General features: G+C 41.0%; 21 protein-coding genes. 3 read left to right on the forward strand and 18 right to left on the reverse strand.

What is annotated here, in order from left to right; all coding sequences use genetic code 11:
• Positions 1-17: 17 nt before the first annotated feature.
• From BSI_RS19700 to degS, 6 genes are all read right to left on the reverse strand, one after another.
• On the reverse strand, positions 18-740 hold the full coding sequence (locus BSI_RS19700; protein WP_003235457.1) for a ComF family protein: 723 nt from the start codon (positions 738-740) through the stop codon (positions 18-20).
• Positions 704-1,000: a late competence protein ComFB gene (gene comFB, locus BSI_RS19695; protein ID WP_003235460.1), complete on the reverse strand. Its 297-nt coding sequence runs from the start codon at positions 998-1,000 to the stop codon at positions 704-706. Before comFB ends, BSI_RS19700 begins: the two co-directional genes overlap by 37 nt.
• Positions 1,001-1,067: 67 nt before the next feature.
• Positions 1,068-2,450, reverse strand: coding sequence for an ATP-dependent helicase ComFA (comFA, locus tag BSI_RS19690; RefSeq protein WP_032731806.1), 1,383 nt, complete (start codon positions 2,448-2,450; stop codon positions 1,068-1,070).
• 107 nt (positions 2,451-2,557) lie between these two features.
• Entirely contained in the window at positions 2,558-3,403 is an 846-nt protein-coding gene (gene fakB, locus BSI_RS19685; protein WP_003235465.1) for a fatty acid kinase binding subunit FakB, read from the reverse strand.
• Between the two features lie 97 nt (positions 3,404-3,500).
• On the reverse strand, positions 3,501-4,190 hold the full coding sequence (gene degU / locus BSI_RS19680) for a two-component system response regulator DegU (RefSeq protein WP_003219701.1): 690 nt from the start codon (positions 4,188-4,190) through the stop codon (positions 3,501-3,503).
• A gap of 82 nt (positions 4,191-4,272) precedes the next feature.
• On the reverse strand, positions 4,273-5,430 hold the full coding sequence (degS, locus tag BSI_RS19675) for a two-component sensor histidine kinase DegS (protein ID WP_003235467.1): 1,158 nt from the start codon (positions 5,428-5,430) through the stop codon (positions 4,273-4,275).
• Positions 5,431-5,647: 217 nt separating this feature from the next.
• Between degS and BSI_RS19670 the strand changes: the two genes are divergently transcribed.
• Both BSI_RS19670 and BSI_RS19665 read left to right on the forward strand, forming a co-directional pair.
• On the forward strand, positions 5,648-6,301 hold the full coding sequence (locus BSI_RS19670) for a YigZ family protein (RefSeq protein WP_003235469.1): 654 nt from the start codon (positions 5,648-5,650) through the stop codon (positions 6,299-6,301).
• Positions 6,301-7,458 carry an LCP family protein gene (locus BSI_RS19665; protein ID WP_003235471.1) on the forward strand — a complete coding sequence of 386 codons (1,158 nt, stop codon included), beginning with the start codon at positions 6,301-6,303 and terminating at the stop codon, positions 7,456-7,458. The genes BSI_RS19670 and BSI_RS19665 overlap by 1 nt, the downstream gene beginning before the upstream one ends.
• Positions 7,459-7,529: 71 nt before the next feature.
• Here BSI_RS19665 and BSI_RS19660 read toward each other — a convergent pair whose 3' ends face one another.
• The 10 genes from BSI_RS19660 to tarQ all read right to left on the reverse strand — a co-directional run bounded on the left by BSI_RS19660 (position 7,530) and on the right by tarQ (position 19,934).
• The gene (locus BSI_RS19660) at positions 7,530-8,606 is read right to left on the reverse strand and encodes an MraY family glycosyltransferase (protein ID WP_003235474.1); all 1,077 of its coding nucleotides are present in this window, start codon (positions 8,604-8,606) and stop codon (positions 7,530-7,532) included.
• Between the two features lie 144 nt (positions 8,607-8,750).
• Positions 8,751-9,944 carry a teichuronic acid biosynthesis protein TuaH gene (tuaH, locus tag BSI_RS19655; protein ID WP_003235476.1) on the reverse strand — a complete coding sequence of 398 codons (1,194 nt, stop codon included), beginning with the start codon at positions 9,942-9,944 and terminating at the stop codon, positions 8,751-8,753.
• A gap of 28 nt (positions 9,945-9,972) precedes the next feature.
• The gene (gene tuaG / locus BSI_RS19650) at positions 9,973-10,731 is read right to left on the reverse strand and encodes a teichuronic acid biosynthesis protein TuaG (RefSeq protein ID WP_003235478.1); all 759 of its coding nucleotides are present in this window, start codon (positions 10,729-10,731) and stop codon (positions 9,973-9,975) included.
• Positions 10,732-10,754: 23 nt separating this feature from the next.
• Complete coding sequence (tuaF, locus tag BSI_RS19645; protein ID WP_003235479.1) at positions 10,755-11,435, reverse strand: teichuronic acid biosynthesis protein TuaF; 681 nt, start codon at positions 11,433-11,435, stop codon at positions 10,755-10,757.
• A gap of 28 nt (positions 11,436-11,463) precedes the next feature.
• Positions 11,464-12,930, reverse strand: a complete 1,467-nt coding sequence (gene tuaE / locus BSI_RS19640) for a teichuronic acid biosynthesis protein TuaE (protein ID WP_032731654.1) — start codon at positions 12,928-12,930, stop codon at positions 11,464-11,466.
• 85 nt (positions 12,931-13,015) lie between these two features.
• Positions 13,016-14,401: a UDP-glucose 6-dehydrogenase TuaD gene (tuaD, locus tag BSI_RS19635; RefSeq protein WP_080030784.1), complete on the reverse strand. Its 1,386-nt coding sequence runs from the start codon at positions 14,399-14,401 to the stop codon at positions 13,016-13,018.
• A 61-nt stretch (positions 14,402-14,462) separates the two neighbouring features.
• Complete coding sequence (gene tuaC, locus BSI_RS19630; protein ID WP_003235489.1) at positions 14,463-15,632, reverse strand: teichuronic acid biosynthesis protein TuaC; 1,170 nt, start codon at positions 15,630-15,632, stop codon at positions 14,463-14,465.
• Positions 15,629-17,080, reverse strand: coding sequence for a teichuronic acid biosynthesis protein TuaB (gene tuaB, locus BSI_RS19625; protein ID WP_032731808.1), 1,452 nt, complete (start codon positions 17,078-17,080; stop codon positions 15,629-15,631). The genes tuaC and tuaB overlap by 4 nt, the downstream gene beginning before the upstream one ends.
• A gap of 55 nt (positions 17,081-17,135) precedes the next feature.
• On the reverse strand, positions 17,136-17,795 hold the full coding sequence (locus BSI_RS19620) for a sugar transferase (RefSeq protein ID WP_003235493.1): 660 nt from the start codon (positions 17,793-17,795) through the stop codon (positions 17,136-17,138).
• A gap of 234 nt (positions 17,796-18,029) precedes the next feature.
• Positions 18,030-19,934 carry a (poly)ribitol-phosphate teichoic acid beta-D-glucosyltransferase TarQ gene (tarQ, locus tag BSI_RS19615; protein WP_003235495.1) on the reverse strand — a complete coding sequence of 635 codons (1,905 nt, stop codon included), beginning with the start codon at positions 19,932-19,934 and terminating at the stop codon, positions 18,030-18,032.
• Between the two features lie 494 nt (positions 19,935-20,428).
• Here tarQ and tagU point away from each other — a divergent pair, with 494 nt between their 5' ends.
• Complete coding sequence (tagU, locus tag BSI_RS19610; protein WP_003235497.1) at positions 20,429-21,349, forward strand: polyisoprenyl-teichoic acid--peptidoglycan teichoic acid transferase TagU; 921 nt, start codon at positions 20,429-20,431, stop codon at positions 21,347-21,349.
• Positions 21,350-21,637: 288 nt separating this feature from the next.
• Here tagU and lytC read toward each other — a convergent pair whose 3' ends face one another.
• Complete coding sequence (gene lytC, locus BSI_RS19605) at positions 21,638-23,128, reverse strand: N-acetylmuramoyl-L-alanine amidase LytC (RefSeq protein ID WP_003235498.1); 1,491 nt, start codon at positions 23,126-23,128, stop codon at positions 21,638-21,640.
• 278 nt (positions 23,129-23,406) lie between these two features.
• Entirely contained in the window at positions 23,407-23,709 is a 303-nt protein-coding gene (lytA, locus tag BSI_RS0120685; RefSeq protein ID WP_032731657.1) for an acidic lipoprotein LytA, read from the reverse strand.
• Positions 23,710-23,815: the final 106 nt, after the last annotated feature.

Consider the following 23,815-nt stretch of genomic DNA (forward strand, 5'->3'; position numbering starts at 1 on the left):
CATAAAAACAGAATCATTTAGCTTCTGATCAAGGTAAAAGATGCCACTGAACGGGCTTTTCCTTTCTCTAATAAACAGCGGGCTGCAAAATTCAAAGTGGCGCCTGTTGTATAAAGATCGTCTATTAAAATGATATTCATACCTTCGGCTGAGTTGTTTTTTGTATCAAAAATACGCTCCGAAAGCAGGCGTTCTGTTTTCTTTTTCTTAGACTGTTTCTCATTATTCAGGCGGATGAGGGGATGGTGGATAGGACGGTCTAAGCATTCTGCCAGGAGCTGCGCCTGGTTAAATCCACGCTCTTCTTCCCGTTCCTTGCTCAGCGGAATAGGAACGAGAACAAAATGCTTATCGGGGTAAACCTCTGAGAAGGCTGAAGAAAAATCACTTTTAAATGCATTTATGATTTCTGCATCTCCTCTAAATTTAAAACGGGAGAGCGTTTCTTTCATCATTTCATTATATGTGTAAACTGAACGGTTTTGGCGGAGCAGCAAACTGTCACTGACCCTTGATTTCCACACCTCGCAATCTCTGCATACCGCATGAACGAATTGAGGTCTGCCGCACAAGGTGCAGATTTGTCCTGTGATTTTCTTAAATTTGCTTCTGCAGGAATGACAGACCGTTTCGTCCGGCTTTAATAAAAAAAGGGCGCTCCATGTAACAGCTTGAGAAAATTGTGAATCGCACAATAGACAGATCAGTTTATGAATGCCTCCTCCTGCTTCGTTTGGCATAAATCGCTTGGACTCTCTGATACCACAGCAGCAGATTCAGCCAAAATTACAAGCATAGCCGTGTTTTTTTGTTTATCTACCAGCTCAGCTTTCGTATATGCGATCTTTTTAAGATCAGTGACATAGGATGGCTTTACTTTGTTTAAAGAAAGTGCCAATACATCGTTTTTACATACTTGGCAAGTGCAAGTCATATGAAGCTGGTCCATATATCGATCGAGCAGTTCTTTCATTACGATTTCTTTTGAATTGACAAGCATTTTTACAGCTCCTCATCGTGGTTATATGAGTATACTGTACCATGTTTTCAAATAATGACTAGTCTGTTCATTCATTTTTTGCTGTCAAGTCATTCATTTCTTTTATATGCTTTCTTGCATCCAGCATACTCTTAGTTTTTCCGTAGTGAAAGAAAATGACATCACCATCCGCATGCTCTTTATGACGCCCGGTTCTTCCTGCGATTTGAACAAGTGCGCTTTCCGTAAAGATAGGCGATTCCGCACCTAATACACCTGTCTGCACCTTGGGAACCGTAACGCCTCTTTCTAATATTGTTGTTGTGATTAAGAGATCAAGCTGACCGTCTCTGAACTGCTGTACTTTTTCTTTTCTGTGCTTATCTTCCGCATGCACAAACGCTGTTCGGCAATTGACATCTTTAAAGCAGGAAGCTGCCTTTTCCATAACAGAAACGGAGGGAACAAATAAAAAAACAGGCCTCCCTTCTTTCACATGAAACGCTATCCATCTTTTTACAGCTAACGGAACTTTGTTTCGGTTTAATTTCTTTTTCCAGTTTCCGCACCATACAAAGCGCGGTTCTGGCAAAGGTTTTTTGTGGTGTCTTGCTGGAATCCGAACTGAGTGTAACTGTCCGTTCAGTGTTTTTCTTTTTAATTCTTTAGGGGGTGTTGCACTTAGGTAAACAAGAGTGCTGTTTTTCTTTCTTGCTTTTTGAACAGCGAATTGAAGAGTTTGATCAGCAGAATACGGAAAAGCATCAACTTCATCAACGATCATGACGTCGAATGCGTCTTTATATCGCAAGAGTTGATGTGTAGTGGAAATCATAAGCGGAGATAACCGCCCTTTGTCCTCGCTTCCTCCATAAAGCGCTGAAATGTCAGCACCCTGAAAGGCAGCCTTGAGTCTCGGAGCTAGCTCTAATACAACATCGGTGCGGGGTGTGGCAATACAAACACGCAGTCCTTGATTTAACGCGGATTCTATACCGGGGAATAGCATCTCTGTTTTGCCAGCGCCGCAAACCGCCCAGATGAGGAGCTCTTCTTTTTTTGATATGGCCTCAATTAAGACATTGGCAGCTTTTTGCTGTCCGCTTGAGAGCTGGCCATTCCACGTAAGCTTGATAGGCTGCCAATTGGGTTCAACCTCCTCTATCCATGAATATAAAGGAACATCTTCACTCACTCTGCCCATCATGACACAAGAACGGCAATACAGCTGATTCTTTCCAGATGAATGATAAAAAGAAAAATACCGCTGGTCATTTTGGCCGCACCTATTACACCTATACCCCAGCTTATTTACGGATATAGAGTTTTGAGCAGCGATATAGCCATTTTTGATATGCCATTCAATCATCTCATCGGAAAATGGAAGTTCAGTTCTGAGCAACTGACGGCTTTGAAGCGTCTGCTGCAATTCTTTTGAGAAAGAAATGTTCTTTTCAGCTGGCATAATCAGCATAGCACCGCCTCCTTTCGAGACAGTATGCCTGAATGAATATTTTCTGTCCAGCAATCAAAATAAGAATATAAAAAAATCTCCGCTGCTAAAACGGAGATTTTGCGTTATTCAAAACACCAGCAAATTCCTAGCGCGCCCTCACCCAAATGAGTGCCAATTACCGCGCCAAAATAGCTGTTATAAAATTCAACATGAGGATATTTTGCAGAAAGCTCTTCAATGATTTTCGCTGCTTCTTCTTCTCGATTAGCGTGGATAACAGCAGCACGCATAGGCAATCCTTTACTCGCATCTTCGTCTAAAAGCTCATAAATTCGCGAAATTGCTTTTTTACGTGTGCGAATCTTCTCAAAAGGCACAATTACCTTATTGTCAAAATGAAGAATAGGCTTTACCTTTAGAAGACTCCCAATGAAGGCTTGAGCGCTGCTTAATCGTCCGCCCCGCTGAAGGTGGGCTAAATCATCTACCATAAAATACGCCCGAACTGTTTTTTTCATTTCTTCCAGTTCTTTTATAATATCTTCCGGCGATGATGCTCCATTTTTGATTAATTCAGCAGCTTTAAGAGCATAAAAGCCTTGAGCCAAACAGCTGATCTCTGAGTCAAATGGATACACGTCAATATTGTCGACCATAGTGTCAGCCGTTGCTGCACTGCTGAACGTACCGCTGATTCCGCTGGAAAGATGGATACTGATGACCGCATCATAAGTCTTGCCAAGCTCTTCATACAAAGCAACCAGCTCGCCGATTGGCGGCTGAGAAGTCGTCGGAAGCTCATTATGTTTTTTAACTTCTTCGTAAAAGCTTTTCCAGTCCAGTTCGATTTCTTCACGGTAAGTTTCTTCCCCAAAAACAACCTGAAGGGGGATCATATGTATCTGATGTTGTTCACGCATTTCTTTCGGAATATATGCTGTGCTGTCTGTTACTACTGCAATATTCATAGCTTCGATACCTGCCTTATTGCTTTATAACTCTATTGTAAGGGAAACAGCGACCTAAAAAAAGACCTGCCTAGTAAAAGGCAAGTCTCATTTTATACTATCTCATTTCTACCCAGCCATTTTTAATGGCGACCACAACAGCTTGCGTCCGGTCGTTCACATTCATTTTTTGTAAAATATTGCTCACATGGTTTTTCACGGTTTTCTCACTGATAAACAATGATTCACCAATACCGCGGTTGCTTTTTCCGTCTGCAAGCATCTGCAGCACTTCACATTCCCGCCTAGTTAAAATATGTAATGGTCTGCGGATTTCAGGGTAAACCTCATGCTGAGGATGTGCAGAAACTCCGCTTGTTGCAAGACGGCGGAATTCGTTAACGAGGTTGTGAGTAACCTTCGGATGAAGGTAAGAACCGCCCTCGGCAACTACTTTAACCGCTTCAATTAATGTATCAGCATCCATCTCTTTCAGCAGATAACCTCTTGCGCCTGTTTTCAGGGCATGTGTTACATAATTTTCGTCATCGTGAATTGATAGAATAATTACTTTAGATTCAGGATACAGCTCTACAAGCTGTTTTGTAGCTTCCACGCCATTTACGTTTGGCATATTGATATCCATGATCACAACATCAGGATGATAGTGCTCTACAATACGAGCCGCTTCGTCTCCGTCGTCACCTTCGGCTACCACTTCAAAGGTAGGTTCAAAATCCAATATCCGTTTTACACCTTCACGAAATAACTGATGGTCGTCGATAATAACAATGTTTACTTTAGTCACAAGCCACGCCTCCTTGTATTATTGTTCTATATACTCTATCATTCAGTCAATATGCCTTTTGGCTCTATTTTACAAATCATAGTCAAAGAGATAACGGAACCTTAATCATAATAAATGTCCCAAGACCTATTTTCGAATCTATTGTCATGGTTCCTTCCAATAAATCTACTCTTTCTTTCATGCCCAGCAAACCGAATGATTTGTTTTTCTTCTCTTTCGCTTCCTTCAGGTCGAACCCTTTGCCGTTATCTTTAATCATTAAAATCACAAAATCCTTTGTGATCTCAACTTTGACTGTAATTTCTTCAGATTCAGAATGCTTTAGCGCATTAGACACAGCTTCCTGTGCAAGCCTGAAGAGCGCAACTTCAAACTGGGGCGCTAGGCGCTTATCCTCTGTTTCACCGATGCACTGAAAATGTATTTTGACCTTCCCGTTATATTCCTCGGTTGTATATAGATATTTTCTTAAAGTTGGAATCAGGCCTAGGTCATCAAGGGCCATCGGTCTTAAATCATATATAATCCTTCTCACTTCGTAAAGGGCATTCCGCACATTTTGACGGAGATTTTTAATTTCTTGGAATCCGTCCTCAGCACCCCGGTCACGGAAAATCCGCTCGATTAATTCCGATCTCATCATAACATTTGCCAGCATTTGAGCAGGTCCATCATGAATTTCTCTGGAGACTCTTTTTCGCTCTTCTTCCTGCGCCTCAATAATTCTTAAGCCGAAATCCTGTTTTGCCTGAGCATCAGCAAGCAGCAGTCCCACCTCGCGCAAATCCTGATTCAAGTAGTTGAGCACAACTGTAATTTGGCTTACTAATGATTCAGACCGCTCAATGATTTCCTGAAGGCCTAACAATCTGCGTTCTAAATCATCCCGGCGTTCTCGCAGTTGCTTCTCACGCTGCTGGATCATCGTCAATTCTACCTGCAGCTTATGGGCTTTTTCGTAAGCATTGCGGATTTCTTCTTCACTGAATCTATGAAAATTGCGGCTGACCTCAGATAAACGGTTTCTCGCATGGCGGGTTTGCACTTCAAGTTTATCGCCAAGCTCGATAACTTCATACACCTGCTGTTTAATTTGTTTCAGTTCTTCAACCAGCTGTTCATACTGCTGGCGTGACTGCTCCCCGATTTGAAAAACCTCGTCCTTGCTCCCGTCAACGGTTTTCAGCATCTTCATCAGAATAGAATCCAGCACTTTGGAATCCATCTTTGTTTTATTCATAATTTCCCTCCGTCACGGCGTTGTCATATATTTTTATTATAAATGTAATTGATCTGCAAATTGTGTCGAATTATAATGAAAGAATGCGTATATTCTAGAAAAAAACAATTTTATATACCTTCTTACTCTTTATGATAACAAAATACGCACAAAAATTCTAAAGACTGTACGAATTTGTATAGACAGTCTTTTATGCTTAGCAGGAGGGTCAGCAAGCATGCTGCACAGCTATTTTACTGTGAAAGAAGCAGGAGAACACGAGATTGTTATAGAAAAATCGCGTTTTATCTGTCATTTAAGCCGTGTTTCTACCGAACAAGAGGCACAGGAATTTATACAGAAAATAAAGAAACAGCACTGGAATGCGACTCATAATTGCTCGGCTTACGTAATTGGCGAGAACGATCATATCCAAAAAGCCAATGATGATGGAGAACCAAGCGGTACAGCGGGAGTGCCGATGCTCGAGGTATTAAAAAAACGCGGACTTAAGGACACTTGCGCCGTCGTTACACGATACTTCGGAGGCATTAAACTTGGGGCCGGCGGATTAATTCGCGCTTATGGGAAATCAGTGTCTGAAGGATTAAATCATATAGGTGTTGTAGAACGGAAACTTATGCGGGTCATGCATACTTCCGCAGATTACACTTGGCTTGGCAAGATTGAAAATGAATTAAGAGAATCACAATTTCTCTTAAAGGAAATCCATTATGCGGAAAATGTTGAATTCGAAACATACGTGGAAGAAAAAGATACAAACGCATTTTCTGAGTGGATGACAGAACTGACAAATGGAAAAAGTGATATTAAAGAGGGAGAGTTGACGTATCTTGAAAAAGCCGTCAATCACTTAAAGGAGACTGAATAATGGCTGAACGCGTTAGAGTGCGTGTGCGAAAAAAGAAAAAGAGCAAACGCAGGAAAATCTTAAAAAGAATTGTGTTATTGTTCGCCCTTGCATTATTGGTAGTCGTTGGGCTTGGAGGATATAAACTTTATAAAACCATTAGCGCTGCGGATGATTCATACGATGCTCTTTCCCGCGGAAATAAATCAAATCTTCGCAGCGAAGTTGTAGATATGAAGAAAAAACCGTTTTCTATTTTATTTATGGGAATAGAGGATTACGCGACCAAAGGACAAAAAGGGAGATCAGACTCTCTTATTGTAGTTACCCTTGATCCCAAAAATAAAACCATGAAAATGCTGAGCATTCCGCGTGATACACGGGTGCAATTAGCCAGTGACACAACCGGAAGCAAAACAAAGATTAATGCCGCTTACAGCAAAGGCGGAAAAGATGAGACAGTTGAAACCGTTGAAAACTTCTTGCAAATCCCGATCGATAAATATGTCACAGTTGATTTTGACGGATTTAAAGATGTAATTAATGAAGTTGGCGGTATTGATGTAGATGTGCCTTTCGATTTCGATGAAAAAAGTGACGTAGACGAAAGCAAACGGATCTACTTCAAAAAAGGCGAGATGCACTTAAACGGCGAAGAAGCCTTGGCGTATGCCCGCATGAGAAAACAGGATAAACGCGGAGACTTCGGCCGTAATGACAGACAGAAACAAATTTTAAATGCACTGATTGACCGAATGTCAAGTGCAAGCAACATTGCTAAGATCGATAAAATCGCAGAAAAAGCCAGCGAGAACGTTGAAACCAATATTCGCATTACTGAAGGTTTAGCGCTGCAGCAGATTTACAGCGGCTTTACCAGCAAGAAAATCGACACTTTGAGCATTACAGGATCTGATTTGTATTTAGGGCCTAACAACACGTATTATTTTGAACCGGATGCCACAAATCTGGAGAAAGTCAGACAAACGCTCCAAGAGCATTTAGATTATACTCCAGATACAAGCAGCACTGACACTTCCGGTACCGGAAGTTCAACATACGGCACTGGCACGGAAGAAAGCACAACAGACGGTACGACGAGCGGAAGCAGCTATTCGAATGACAGCAGCACAAGCTCAAACAGTACAACGAATTCGACAACTGATTCATCCTATTAAAAAAAGCCCGGTCCTTTAGAGGATCAGGCTTTTTTGTGCAGAAAAAAACTCCGGCAATTCAGCCGGAGTTTTTAATTCCTTTTCAATAGCCGTTTATAAAATTTCGTAAACGGCTTAAATTTTTCATTCACAAGTCCTGTCACTTCTGCAATAATCTGCATAAAAATAATTAAAATGAAGATAATAAACAAAGAAAGCCAGATTGTGGCACTTTTAAGTACAATTGCACTTATGCTGAAAATAAATCCAATTAGATAAATCACAATGACCGACATCCGATGTGAAAGGCCAAAGGCCATCAGTCTGTGGTGGATATGCGACTTATCTGGCGCCGAAATGGGCTGTTTGTTTAATATTCTCCTGATGATTGCAAATGTTGTATCAAAAATCGGTACGCCCAATATAATAATCGGGATAACGATACTGAACAATGTTACGCTTTTATACAAGCCTAATAATGAAAGAATCGAAATACTATACCCTAAAAAAAGTGATCCTGTATCACCCATAAAGATTTTTGCCGGGTGGAAGTTGTAAAACAAAAATCCAAGCGTACTGGCGATCACAACCAATGAAAGTGACAGAATCAGTACTTTTCCGCCCGATAGTGCCATGACGGCGATCGTTGACAGGCCGATAACAGAGAGACCTGCGGCAAGACCATCTAATCCGTCAATCAGGTTAATCGCGTTTGTGATGCCGACAATCCATAAAACTGTCAGCGGATAAGCCATCCATCCTAACTCAAATCGTTCTGTTAAAAAAGGTACTGAGAAAAAGTCCATTTTTAAGCCAGTGCTTACAACCATAATGGCTACACCTAATTGAATCAAAAACTTAACTTTTGCACTTAATTGATATTTATCGTCAAGAATACCCAACACAATAATGATGAATGCCCCGACTGTAATAGCCGTCATTCTTGTTTCTGTGTATATTCCGGATGCAAGCACGCCTGCAACCACCCCGATAAATATGGCCAGCCCGCCCATCCGGGGCATGATTTTGTCATGTACTTTTCGATTGCTGGGCTGGTCAACTGCACCTATTTTAATCGCAATCCTTTTTACGATTGGGGTTATGATTAAAACTGTAAGCAGCGAGACAATAAACGCAACAACAATGCGAATCATGCGTTCGTCAAGCATAAAGAAGTCTCCTTTGGAATTAAATGAAGTCTTTATTTATATAGAGAACCGTTCCTTCCATTATACCTTCTCCTTAGTTATTATAACAAGCTTCATCAAAAAGAAACACGTATAATCAAAAAACGCGCATCCCAATTTATAGGACTACGCATGTTTTTGAATCCCTGTATATTTCATGATTTGTTTAAATAAGCAATTCCAATCTTGCGCGCGGGCAATATTTCGGCGCATTTCTTTATACGTTTCATCTTCGTTTTGACTGAGCACTTTTTCGCAAGCGACTATAAAATCAATCGGATGATCGCCTTCTACATATTCGTATACATACGGCTGTTTCATTTTTGAGGTTGACGGAAGATTAGAGCCGACGACAGGCTTTCCAGCCGCCAAAAATTCAAATAGTTTCAGCGGAAACACAGCTTGATTATACGATGATTTTTTATATGGCATGATACCGATATCGATAAGCTCCATATAATGCGGAACTTCTTTTGGATCTGCCGGGCCGGTCCATATGACATTGGGAAGCCTCAAAAGCTCTTGAAACGAGACATCGCCGTTGGTGGCATCCGGACCAACCCATAAAAATGTCCAATCAGGCTTTTGCAGCGCAGCTTCTTCAATCATTTTAAAATCGAGTTTAGGTTTGATCCCGCCGATAAAACCTAATACTGTTCCTTCTCTTCCCTGCAATATGCTGCGATCGGGAGCTTGTTTATTTGCAGAAAACAGCTCATATTCAACACCGTTTTCGACTGTATGAACCTTTTCTCGTCCTGCTGTCAGTTTTTTGTCTACTTCTTTGTGAAGATAATCCGATGAGCAGGTAATGGAATCTGCACGGTCTATAATTCTCAGCTCCGCCGATTTAATGACTTTTCGCCGAAACTCAGACAGCAGATTTGAACGGCCGCTGATCGGCGCTGCCCATAAATCACTGCAATCATAAATGACCTGATCCCAGGGATACAGCGAAGACAGCAGCGGGAATCCAGGGAACGTGTACCATAAACAGCAGCGTTCACCGTTTGCAGAAGCAGATGTCAGCTCATCAAGTAAAGGTTTGAGCTTATGCCTGTAAAAGACATCTGTATATCGTCCGAAACGAAACATTTTTTTCTCCAGCAGGTCTTTGACAGCAAATTGCCTGATGCCTGAATGAACTTGCTGAAATTCATTTCCTTGGGGGCGCGGAGCCGGACACACCCAAATGACTTCCTTCGTTTCCTCCTGAGCGGCTAAAAATTCTGCCAGCCGGTGCCTTCTGTATCTCAATTGGTCTTTTCCCCATTCAGCAGTGGCAACGATGACATGAATGATTGCTTCTTTTGTTTCCACCTTCATCACCTTTTCTCTCTGTCTGCGGCTATAATCTTTTTTTCACCGCGTTTTTTGCATATTGAACAAAACACCATGTGGCTTTGATGAAATGAAGCCGTTCGATCTCCCTGTAGACAAACCACGTTTTTTTCGCAGCCTTCCATTTGTTGCTGGATATCGAGTTATCTACAAGCCGATATTCAGCTAGGCATTCATTCATTCCATAGGCGGTAAATCCTTTTTTCAAAAGTGACAGCCATGTGGCCAAGTCCTGTCTCGTTCTAATATTCGGCATTTGGATTTGTCCCGTTTGCTCCCTGTCAATCATCACGGTCAAGCAGCCGATAATCGTATTTTTCAGAGCGTCATCGTACGTCAGGCTTTCCGGTGCATGAATACATTTATCGAGCGGGGTTCCGTCCTGCGCCATTAAGCTGTAGCCTGTGAAAGAAAACGCACAGGAACGCTCCATCATAAAATCAAGCTGCTTTTCCAGTTTGTCTTTTTTCCATTTATCATCACTGTCCAAAAATGCTACATAACGTCCTTGAGCGCGCTCCAATGCTTTGTTTCGAGCAACCGCAGCTCCGCTGTTCTCTTCCAGATACACGACATGAATTCTTTCATCTATTTTTTCATACTGCTTTAAAATGTCGCGTGTCCCGTCCGTTGAGCAATCATCCACGATAATCATTTCCCAATGAGAATGGCTCTGATCTAACACTGAATGAATCGTGTCTTCAATATAGTCACGCGCATTATAAGAAGGTGTAATGACAGATACGAGAGGTTTCCAATTGGTCATGATCACATCTCCATCGTATGATTTTAAAAGGATTCCCTGAAAAATTCAGGAATGACAACGAACATAAAGGCAATCGTGAGGCCGATCATAGCGCCAAGAACCGCTTTCTTTTTCGGGGACATTCCGCCGCCTGCTGCCTCACTTACGGTTTCAGAATCAGTGACACTGGCCGGTTTCAGATTAAGCTGCGTGTTTTTCAGCTCATACAAAAATCTCTCTTTATCCACTTTGGAATCCTCGCTTACCGTCTCACCTTCGAGTGCATCTATGCTGCGGCGGATGACGGCTTCTCTTTCTGAATACAGCTTTTGATCGTTTTTGAGAAAGGCGGAGGAAATGGCGTTTAAGATGGATTCCGTTCTATCCTTATCCTCGTCGCTATAGCTCAAGGTCAGTAACGATTTAGATTCCGCTTTGATGGTAAGCTTCTCTTTGATCACTGCCAAATCTTCATCCTTTTCGTCAGGAAGCGCCTCCTTCAAAAAAGAGTCACTCTTGAGCAGAAGCGGAATCTCCTCTGTACTGTTATAAACCGGATGATCATAGCTCCCCACAGCCAAAGTGTCCTCGGCTGTATAGCTCTTTTGATCAGCGATCTGTGACGGCAGGATATAACCCGCCGCACCTAATATAATTGGCACTGCTATGATCCAAATGATATTTTTTTTAATACGCCGGGCTATTCTTATCAATATATCGTTCATATAAGTCTCCCTGCTTTTTGTAGTCTGTTTATCTGTACAGCGGTTCAGGCATCTGTCTGGATCGCCTTAACACATTCACGGCGGCGATGACGAGCGCCAGAAACACCCAATGGAAAAATAAATTTGAAACAGAACTTGGGCTGATACTGGATACCAGGAAACTGACCAGTGCCGTAATAAGCCCTTCTGTGATCAGTTTTGACTGATTTCCCAATTTTCTTTCATAAAATTTGTAAAGCACCCAAATGAGGTAAGCATAAACGGCCAGATATCCCAGCATGATGAACAAGCCAAAGTTAGCAAGGATTTCAACAAGCCAGTTGTGCACCTCTGTCACGTTGTCAGTATCATATAAAGCATGATGCTCAAGATAATAGGATACATTCCCTGCTCCGACTCCGAATCCGTATGAATCAAGGAAAAAGTGCCATGCGTTTTTCAGCAGATTGGCCCGGGCCACATTTGACGGAAGCATGTCATGAAATGAATGCAGCGTCTGCGGGGCCAGAAACAGCTCCCAGAACTTTGAATAAATTCGGCCAGCGAAAAGAACTGCAAAAATGGTGATTCCTGCCCCAGACAGCCAAATGGCCATTTTCTTTAGAACAGGCGGCAATACAATGAAGATGTAGACAGCAGCGCCGGCAAAGATGCCCAGAAGGCTGGCTCTTGAACCGGTAGCAAAAATTAAATACAACGCACAGAGCGAGAGCAAAAGGCCAATCGCCTTGATGTATCCATTCTTTATGTTTTTCACCAATGTAATGTAAAAAAAGAAGCTGATCGATAAAAATGTTGCAAAGTCATTTTGATTAAAAAAGACCGATGTCGGATAATGCTGCTTATATTCCGGTCCGCTGTATAGCGTTGAACTCGGGAGATGATGATGGGTCATATGATTGTAAAAACCAATGATCATCAGGAATACTGTCATCACCAGCCAAATGGTATAAACAATCATGAGCCGCTCCATTTTTTGCACGTACATGACAATGAGGTAAATGAAGAAAATTCCCATTGCCAACAAGGCCAAATATTTGATGCCGGCTGTCACCGATTTGGCCCACAGCAGAGAAACAAGGCCGTATATAAACCAAAAAGCGAAAAAGAGCAAAATCCCTTTCACTTGCAGTCCGTTCCATCTTTCAATATGTGTTCGATTCCGCACCACACCGATCACATGGAGGCACCCCGCTGCAATGAGCAGAAGCCTGTAAAGAAACAAACTGAAAAATCCAAGATGAATCGCGAAAAATGCATTATTTAAAAAAGTGCAGGCGATCAAAATATAGATTACAGCCATAAAGAGCCGTTCTTTTGTTGTAAATGCGGTTGCAAGCGTCAGTACAAACAGACCAATTGCCAACACCGCAAGCACGGCAGCCATCTGTATTAAACCTATATCTGTACGGATGGCTCCCAGCAATAGGACGACTCCAAATATGGCAGCGGCCAGTAACGAAAGCGTATGGACCGCTGAACGTTTGATACTCACATGTTTAACCCCTTTCCTGATGTTTCAGGAGCCGGCGGCCGAGCCTAAGCAGCCAGCAGCTTTAACCAAGTAACACTTTTTCTTTTTATAGGTTGACGCTCCCCAAGTCTTTAGCCAATTCCTCGAGCGGCAAGCCCGGAAAATACTTGTCAGAAGGCTCCGCTCCCCGAACAGCAGGACGGCCGATGGAGTGATAAATGTATCCGGCTGCCTGCATCTCTTCAAGTGAAAATAAATTTCTGCCGTCGATGATGATTGGCTGTTTTAAGAGGGTTTTCACTTTTACAAGCTCCATTTCTTTCACTTCCGGCCAATCCGTTAAGATCAGGCATGCATCAGTGTCCTCAATCACATCATACACATCTGTGTAATACTCGACCTGTTCGCCAAGGATCGCTGAGGCTTCAGGAATAGCAATCGGATCGTATGCTTTTACATGTGCGCCCAGCTGCTGCAGCATCGGGATAATATCTAGAGCAGGAGCGGATCTCACATCGTTTGTATTTGGCTTGAAGGCCAATCCGAGAACGGAAATGGTTCTTCCTTTGATGCTTCCCATAACAGTTAAGAGTTTATCTACAATGTGAACGCGCTGCTTTTCGTTCGTTTCAATGACAGCTTCTATAAGCTTAAATGGATAGCCGGCCGATTTTGCGATTTGAAGCAGTGCGGTTGTATCCTTAGGAAAACAGGAGCCGCCAAACCCAATACCCGCTTTTAGGAACTTTCTGCCGATACGGCTGTCAAGCCCCACGCCATCAGCAACTTTTGAAACATCTGCGCCGACTCGCTCACAAATGTTTGCGATATCGTTGATAAAGGAAATCTTTGTCGCCAGAAACGCATTCGCGGCATATTTAATCATTTCTGCACTTTCTAAGTTTGTTTTAATGACAGGAGCGTGGAAAGGCTGGTGCAGATCCTCAATGATGGCAGCGGCTTTATGACTTGTTGAGCCAATCACGGCACGCTCCATATTCATCGTGTCATGAATCGCTGAGCCCTCCCGAAGGAATTCAGGATTAGATACAACATCAAATGAGTATCTTCCCTTTGAAGCTTTTTGAACGATTGATTGAACCAGTTTTCCTGTTCCGACCGGGACTGTGCTTTTATTTACGATAATTTTGTAGCCGTTGAGGTGCTCACCGATTGTTTTCGCCGCCGCTTTGACGTACGTTAAATCAGCTTCACCTGTTTTGGACATCGGAGTTCCGACTGCAATATAAATAATGTCTGACGCCCGAATGGCGGACGGGATATCATTAGTAAAGGACAGACGCTGATCCAGCACATTTTTTTCAACTAAGTCTGCAAGCCCTGGCTCATAGATCGGGATTACTCCATTTTTCAGACTTCTGATTTTTGATTCATCGATATCACAGCAAACAACTTTATTGCCGATCTCCGCAAAGCAAGTGCCTGACACGAGTCCTACATAACCTGTTCCAATTACAGCTATTTTTTCCACAGCGCTCATCCCTCTCCTGTAAAATTACCTTCTTATTTATATTGGTCTCAGTTTCTTACGATTAAACGGACGTTTTCATGACCGTCTGATACTGATGATGCAAGGTCTTGGCATTTTTTCCGGCGTCAAATTGCGCCTGCACGATTTCATACAAATCATCTGCAACTTCCGGTTTCCATATTTGCTCATGTTCGTACAGAGTGATCGCTTCCGCCAAGGCTTGAGCAGATTTCGGTTTAATCAGCAAATGCTGATGCTTTCCGAATAATGATGCCACACCGCCAACATCTGTACAGATGACAGGAACTCTTAGCGCCAGCGCCTCAATCACGACAGTCGGCATCCCCTCACTGTAAGAAGGAAGCACGAACATGTCTGCCGCAAGCAAATAGTCTCTTACCTTATGATTGGGCACTTGACCTGTGACGATATGTCCCTTCTGGATCAGCAATGATTTTGCAGGACCATCCCCGACAAAGACTGCCTTAGGAGGTTCCTTCAACGATTCGATGGCTTCAGACAGTTCAAAAATGCCTTTCTCCCTGACGAGCCGTCCCACATAGACCGCCAGACGCTGATCGAGCGGAAGCCCGAGTTTTTTTCTGATTTCTTCTTTTGTTTGCTCATTCTCCTGAAAGCGGCTCAGCTGTATGCCGATCGGCAGAACCGAGCTGTCAAAGCCGGAAAGCGTTTTGGTTTCTTCCTGGAGCTTGTGGCTGACTGCTAAAACGGCTGACGCGGAACCAACCGCACGATTGAAGGCTTTAAACGCCCCTTTGCTGTAATGCGGATAGACATTCACATCACTGCCGTGCAAGGTCAGAACATAAGGAATTCGCTCTGACTCCGACACGACTGCCGCAGCCCCGCCCGATGGCATGGCAAAATGCGCATGGATCAGATCCGGATGTATGTCGCGCTGTTTCATCGTTTTTAAAACGGCTGATGCGATTCTCCGGTGAGGCTGAGCCCACTTCAGCTGGCCGGGAACTGCTCGATAGAAAGGCCGGTGAACCGGTACCCCCTTCCTAATCTCATACTCCGGTCTGGCATCCTTTTTTCGATATGCCTTTTTCAGCATGCGGACAGGGGCCGAATGAAAAGGCCTTGGGCATATCACGGTGATATCTAGCCCGAGTTTTTGCAGCTCTTGCACCTGAGTCTCATGAAACACACCCTCACCGGGTTTCAGACTGCTCGGATATACGCTTGTGATCCACAAAATCTTCATGACAAACGTCCTTTTCTTAGTAGTTTGCTTTTCGTTTGAGGGTACGCTTTTACCAAAAGAAAGAGATAGCACAGCGCCCCGGCCGCCACTGAAATGGCCAGTCGCATTTCTGCCTGCAGACTGAAGTGTTCTGTACCTAGACTTACACCAAACGCGATGATGCCCATCGCGGCTGTGATCAGAAACGGCTTCATAATAGACTGGAAATAAGCCGAAAGGTTAAGCTTAATGACATATGACAGGAGCCAGCGCCCGATCAGGAAATTGAAAACGCTGATGATGGCATATACCCATGCGACTGTCTGCAGATTTCCCGTTTGTACAGCTGCAAACAGTGACAAACCGTAAAGCAGCAGCACACCGGAATCCCAATAAAACGCTAAGTCCGCTCTTCCTTTAGCAAGAAGTACAGATCCATTTGGATTCATGAGTACTCGAAGTATCCCGACAATGGCCAAAACATTTAGAACCGGAACAGCAGCAAGCCATTTTTCTCCAAATACCGCTGCGATAAAGGCGTCTGACACAGACACAAGCCCGATTAACAGAGGAAACGACACTAGCGCCAGCATTTTTGTCATATTCAAAAATCCTTCTCTGATCACGCTGTTTTCATATTTGTTTTTTGCGAAAACAGGGAATGCCACCCGTGTCACAATCGGATTGATCTTCAAAACCGGAATGGTAACAATCTGGTAAGCAAGGTTATAAATCCCCAACGCTTCAGCACCGATAAACCGTCCGATCAAAATCATATCGATATTCGCTCCCAGCCTGTTCACAAGACGGGATGAAAGCTGAAAGGCTCCAAAGGAAAAGAACTCCTTCATTCCCCTCAAGTCAAAAACAAAAGCGGGGTGCCATTTTTTCCGGTATACGGCCCAATATAAAAGCCCTTTACTGGACTGCAGCAGCACTTGAGAAATGACGTATGCCAAAATCGCATCCATCATAAAAACCGCTACCGCTAAATATCCGAAGGACAATACATTTGAAAAAATCTCAATTTTACTTAACGTATTAAAATGCAGCTGCTTTTGCAGCATATACTGATACTGTTGTCCGATTGGCGCGATTAAAAACATAATCGCCAAAATCCGAATCAGAAACACCAGCTCTTCCCTTTGATAAAATCCCGCAATGACGGGACTGCTCACATATAATAGAACAAACAGCAAAACGCCGGTCATAATATTAAGCCAATACAGTGTTGACAGCTGTCGCTCCGTCGCATCATCTCTCTGAATTAACGCTGCGCCAAAACCCATATCAAGCACAATCTGGGCGAATACTGTAACCGTTGTGATCATGCCGACGAGTCCAAATTCCGTTAAGGTCATCATATTTCCTAGCAGAGCAAACTGAACGATTTGTATGATTGTAATACACATGGTTGAAATACTTGTCCACTTTGCCCCGCTCATGATTTGTTTTGTAATACTTGGCATCATATTCCCTACTTCTTTTTAAGCTCAGATTGATGGTGAATACAGGCATTCAGTTTTATCTTGCACCATCACCTGTCCAGACTACTTTACAAGTTTTTAACATAATTTTTAATTCTAAAGTGAAAGTCAGATTGCGAATGTAATATAAATCAAATATCAGCTTTTCCTTCGGCGTCATATCGTAACCGCCGTTCACCTGAGCCCAGCCGCTCAATCCCGGTTTAACAGCCAGACGCTGTGTAAAGCCTGGAATTTCATTCTGGAATTTTTCCGTAAACACGGGACGTTCCGGACGAGGGCCAATCATACTCATATCGCCTTTCAGCACATTAAATAGCTGAGGAAGCTCGTCAATTCTCGTTCTTCTGATAAAAGCTCCGATCCTTGTCACCCGCGGATCTTGCTTCTGCGCCCAAACAGCCCCGGACTTCTCGGCATCTATTTTCATGGAACGAAGCTTATAAAGCTTAAATGGTTTTCCGCCTTTCCCTACGCGTTCCTGCGTATAAATGGCAGGCCCCGGCGTCTCCAAACAAATCAATATTGAAAATACCGCAATCATTGGCAGCGCAATCGCCAATCCAATGAGCGCAAACCAAATATCCATTACGCGCTTTACTGCCAAATAACGAGTCGTCTTTTCAGATAATGTAAAAGAATTTATTTGCTGAACTGAGAATTCACGACTCACATTCATGCTTTTCTCTGCACTCACTGACACACACCTCACGATTTGTTTGGGATGTTATGATGACCTATGCCAGTCAGTTTAGCAGACGGATGTTAATTGGATGTAAATGGTATGTTAAGAAGTGTGAATTTGTTATTTTTTCTGACATTTAATCGTAAACTTTTTATTGTTTTAGACATTTTTTTTAAAAATTAAGCATATTGTATAAAAAAAGAGACAAACCATTTTACAGATTTGTCTCTTTTCGCTGCGAGGCATTTAATATTGAAAATAAAATTTTGATTTAGAGGTTAACAGCTTATATTGAACCTCAACCGTTTTACTAAAGAATAACATGGATTTTCGTTCCACGCTCTTTGTGTCCAGGATAATTGCTTGATTATCCACTTTTGCACTGATTTTATTTTGAGAAGTGTTTATCGCAAAATCAATTAATCGCTCTTTCTTTACATGAGCTAGCTGTTCAAGCAAACTCTGCATGTTTACCGTCAATTTCGTACAATTAGGCTCTAAATCAATGCGTTTTACCGGTAATGAGATTTCAGACTGTCCGGTATTCACAATGATTTTTGATTCATTCGGCAAACAGATTTGCTTATCTTTAAAAATAAATGATAAATCTTTTGATTCTGTTTCATAAGAAAGTTCAGCTTCTGTATATGCATGTTTCTTTATATCAATCGAAAGATTATCATAGTTCATTGTGAAGTATGGTCTGGCACTGTAGACAAACAAAGCGTTATGCCCTAAATATACTGTATTTGTTGAATACTTGTATGCAGCACGCTTGTTTCCTATTCTTGCCCTTAATTTATAGCCGTCTATTGACGATTCAATAAAGAAATCCCACACACCTAAATCTTCTTCAGCAGATGCCAGTTCATCAAACTTGCACTCAAATGTAAATGTTGAATTTTCATATGATGCCGGCGAAATGTACTTTTCCGCCTTTGTATCGCGATGAACAAATACTCCCGTCAGAGATTGATTATTATTCGTTTCATCATTGACCAATTTGTGTTTAATGGTTCCTTGAATGTTGAGGCTGTTATCGCTAAATTCAATATTCTGCAGATAATGTTCAAGCTTATTTTTATAATTCACTTTTAACAGTTCTTCAGAAATTGGATACCGCTCCAAGCTCGGATAACGTGCAATTAACTCCCCATTATTTACAGTACAGAACTTTTTAATGTCCTGTTCCTCCCGCTCAAACTGGGTTAATCCTTGCAAATCATTATTCCGAATAAACAGCAGCCGCAATTTGATATGCGGAAGCACAAATTGATCAGCCTCTTCAGGTACTGCATGAATGAATGATGACAAGTATTTAAACCATTCAGCTCTTTCTTCATCGGTTTTCATTTTAATCGTAACATTTTTTGTCCGGGAAAAATCAAAATGCCTGTTTAAAAATACTGCCATCAGCTTAATTTTTCTCGCTTCTTCCAGTTCACTTGCCTTGATAGCAGAGATAATATCTTCCATTGCTCCATAAAAGTTCTCTGGAGGAACATAAGCAACACTCATATGTTCACCGTCTCTTTTGACCAGATAGTAATAATCATAGTCAGCTGAAACAGAAATCTTCTTTGCTTTCAAATAAGCGTTCATTGTGAAGACTTGATCTTCCGCTGCTTTTATGTGAGTAGGGAAGGTTATTTGATTTTCCTTTAAAAGTGAGGCTTTAAACAGTTTTTGGGGTCCCAATGTAAAAACAATTTTGGAATCAACCAAATCAACATCCGGGTTCGTTTCCTTAAACATTGATTTGGGAACACCTCTGCCGTTTATCCCTTTTAACTTTCCTAAAGTAATATCTGATTGATTCTCTTTTGAGAAATTATACCACCTTAACAATGCTTCATTTCCTATATAGTCATCGGAATCAACAAATAGAATGTATTCACCCTGGGCAATTTTTATTGCATCATTTCTCGGAGCACCTGGACCGCCTGAATTTACCGTTCTTTCAACAACAACAATATTGTCATATTTCTTTTTATATTGATTCAAAATGTCTAAAGATGAATCTGTAGATTTATCATCGACACATATAATCTCATAATCCTCTTTTGGCATCGTTTGATTAACTAAGCTGTCAAGACATTCGGAAATAAGATCTTCTGAATTATATACAGGGATAACAATGCTTATTTTCATCGATTACCTCACTACCCTAATGGATCGGTTATATTTTTGCCTGATAATTATATCAAAAACATCTGTCAATAAGAATAGGCCTAACCTTAAATTTTGTTAAACTTTTACATAGCATGTGTAGTTTTAATTTTTCCTATCAATGTCTCTTTACTACAATTGTATTTTCACCGTTAATTTTCCTATTTTCTTCATTCGCCTATTTCCTTCTGTCCACTTTTGTCTTTGAACTTAATCAGTTTTCAGCTATTTAGTATACACTAACAAACTTACAGCATGTAGGTCATCGAATTATCGATTTTAATTTCCTATCTAATCTTTCAAGTGTATTTTAAAACTTTTTTCAAAACAACGAAAAATTTTTGCGGATTTTCTTAAAATACCGAAACATTTGTTACAAGCAGCCGTCTATTGTAAAGAATCAGACAAATTTTAGTTGTTTTCAAATATTAAGAAACTTATAATCTTACTAGATTACAAAAAAGCGAGGACTTTATATGAGAGCTGAAAAAAGAAAGAAAAAAAGAAAAGCGTTACTTGTCATTTTAGCCATTGTGGCCGTATTTGTGCTCGGAACAGGCGGCTACGCATACTACTTATGGCATAAAGCAGCTTCAACCGTGGCAAGTATTCATGAAAGTATTGATAAATCTAAAAAGAGGGATACTGAGGTCAACATCAATAAAAAAGATCCGTTTTCCGTCTTAATCATGGGTGTGGATGAACGCGACGGCGATAAAGGCCGTGCCGACACGCTCATTTATCTGACCGTTAACCCAAAAACGAATACAACTGACATGGTCAGCATTCCGCGTGACACATATACAAAAATTATCGGGAAAGGCACAATGGATAAAATCAATCATTCATACGCATTCGGCGGTACGCAGATGGCGGTTGACACGGTTGAAAACTTCCTCGATGTTCCAGTTGATTATTTTGTAAAAGTGAACATGGAAAGCTTTAGAGACGTTGTTGATACACTTGGCGGCATCACAGTAAACAGTACATTCGCGTTCAGCTATGACGGTTATTCGTTCGGCAAAGGAGAAATCACGCTGAACGGAAAAGAAGCGCTCGCCTATACCCGGATGAGAAAAGAAGATCCGAGAGGCGATTTCGGCCGCCAGGACCGCCAGCGCCAAGTGATCGAAGGAATTATTAATAAAGGCGCAAATATTTCTTCTATCACGAAATTTGGAGATATGTTTAAAGTCGTTGAAGATAATGTGAAAACGAACTTGACCTTCGATGACATGTGGGATATCCAGTCCGACTACAAAGGCGCGCGTAAAAAGATTAAACAGCACGAACTAAAAGGTACAGGCACGAAAATCAACGGAATTTACTACTACCAGGCTGATGAAAGCGCACTTTCCGATATCACAAAAGAGCTGAAGGAAAGCCTCGAAAATTAAAACAAAAAGAAGCTTCGCACAGTGTGTGCAAAGCTTCTTTTTGTTTTAGTTTTCTTGACTGTTTCACGTAGTTAAAACCAGAAAAATTCTCCTCTATATACCTGTTTAAATTCGATATCTGCAATCTTCTTCAACGAATGGTCACGTAAAACAAATTCAACTTTGCAAATAGAAAAGTTGCATGTTAGAAGCGGTAGATATAGAACGTTTCTTTGAAATCTCTCTATAATAATAAGAAGATATATATTCTAATAAAAATAAAGCTTTTGAGTTTTTTCACATAAGCTTTTATTTATAGTAAGAAACTGTGCCGTCATATATAGCTTGGGCAGCTTTATCCTTATAAACCGACTGTTTTAGTTTACTTGCATCGGATGAGTTTGTAATAAAAGCAGTTTCAACTAAAACACTTGGCATTCTAGAATATTTAATAACATAGAAACCAGCTCGTTTCACTCCACGATTCCTTGTTTTAAGATAAGTTGCAAGTTTAGGCTGAATTTGATCAGCTAATCTTTTGCTTTTCGTTGCCTGATAAGTTGTATCGTAAAACGTCTCACTTCCATTAGGAGATGAACTATCATTTGCATTTCCATGAATACTGATAAATAAATCTGCTTGAGTAGAGGCAGCCTTACTAACTCTTTCTTGTAGAGAATAAAAAGTATCATTAGACCTCGACATTACCGAAAGAGCACCAGAAGCATTCAGTTTCATATTGACTCTTTTCGCTATATCAAGGTTAATTTCTTTCTCGAGAAGACCGTTTGCGACTGCACCTGAATCTTGGTCACCGTGACCAGGATCGATAAAAATAGTTTCACCCACAACAGGATTCTTCAACTGATTAAAAACTTTAGTGCTAATAGCGGGGGGGGTTCCTATAACTGTAAAATTAGACGCATTTTCACTTCCTATGATTTTGCGAGTCCCGACAGATAAATTTTGACCATCTGTAACAATAAGAGATTGTTTATTCATAGCTGCTAATAGAGCCCCTACGATGGCGTCAGAATAACTGTATCCGTTACTTACGTATACCTTGCTCGTTGACAAATTAAGCTTCTGTACAATATTTGCAGCCAGCTCGTATCTATTTGATCCGCTGATCCTTGTTGGAGAGGGCAATTTTTTATTTACCGAGTTGCTAATACTTTTGGTACTTCCGACAATTATAGAACTTCTGATCTTCTTATCCTTGATCACTGCTGTTGTTGCACTGTTTATATAAGTTTTGTTTGTAAAAAGAATTGGAAAACCATTTTTCGCTGCGTAAGGGATAATTGCTGGAGCATCTTCATATAAGAATCCATTTAAAATAATAACCTTTGAAGGTGCGGTCATTGCTTTTGCCACTCTTGCAGATGTTTCAAACCGATTGCTTCCTGCTATACGTTTGATACTAATTCCCATTCTTTTAATCTGATTTGCAGTATTAGAAGAAACAACTGGTGTCCCGCCTACTATAATTACATTTTTAGTACGCATATCTTTTAACCTTGTTTTTGTTTCATATGAAAGTTTGTCAGTAGTTGTGTACAAAAGCGGTGCATTCTTCTGATAAGCTAGAGGTGCCGCTACTATCGCATCTGCATATGCATTGCCACTGACAATTACTGCAGTACTGGCTGTTGAGTAAGTCTGCTTTGATATTTCAACCGCAGTCCCATATCTGCTGTTTCCTCCGACTCTTTTAACTGAGTTATCAGCCAATGCTATTGGCACAAAAAGAATGAGTCCGAAAAAACACATTGACAGGACTTTTATATAAGAACGCAATTTATTCTCCTCCTTAAATGCCCTTAATAGGCAAAAAACAATCCCGCAGATTGAAAACAGCTACTTTATTAAATATCATCTAAATCAAGTAACTGGAACATCAATCGCAAGTGTATTCTATAAATTTAAGACTTGAATTCTTTTTTAAACACGTATCGGTAATGAGAGTTTATCTATGAGCTTTCTTTAGTATGCAATATTTAAGTTTGTTGCTTTATTTTTCACAGCAAACAAACTCATTAATTGATATGACTTTAAAGTTTAAAATAATATCAAAGTTAATGAGTTTGTTGAATCTTTTTTAATAAAAGCTGACCCTTATTATTTTTTTCGTATTTAACAGTGACTTCATCACCACTATCTAGATTACTTACATCACTTATCGATTCGTCAGTAATATCTAGACTAATAGGTTCGCTATCTACGATCACTTCAATAGTGTGAGTATCTGCTAAACCCACAAAAACACCTTCTTTTGTCACGATGTTACTCTCTGACACATCTTCTCCTTGGTTTTGATTATTAGTCCCACAACCTGCAAGTAGCAATATAAAGAACATTAAAACAATCCAATTTTTCATTTTTTCACCTCAATGTCTTTATCGTCACAATCTAAAGAAAATTGAGAACATAGTAAAACTTTTTCAAAGCTCAATCGACTATCCCAAAATTTATTTCTTAATTAAA

Origin of the sequence: Bacillus inaquosorum KCTC 13429, from assembly GCF_000332645.1 — a bacterium.
GTDB classification, from domain to species: Bacteria; Bacillota; Bacilli; order Bacillales; family Bacillaceae; genus Bacillus; species Bacillus inaquosorum.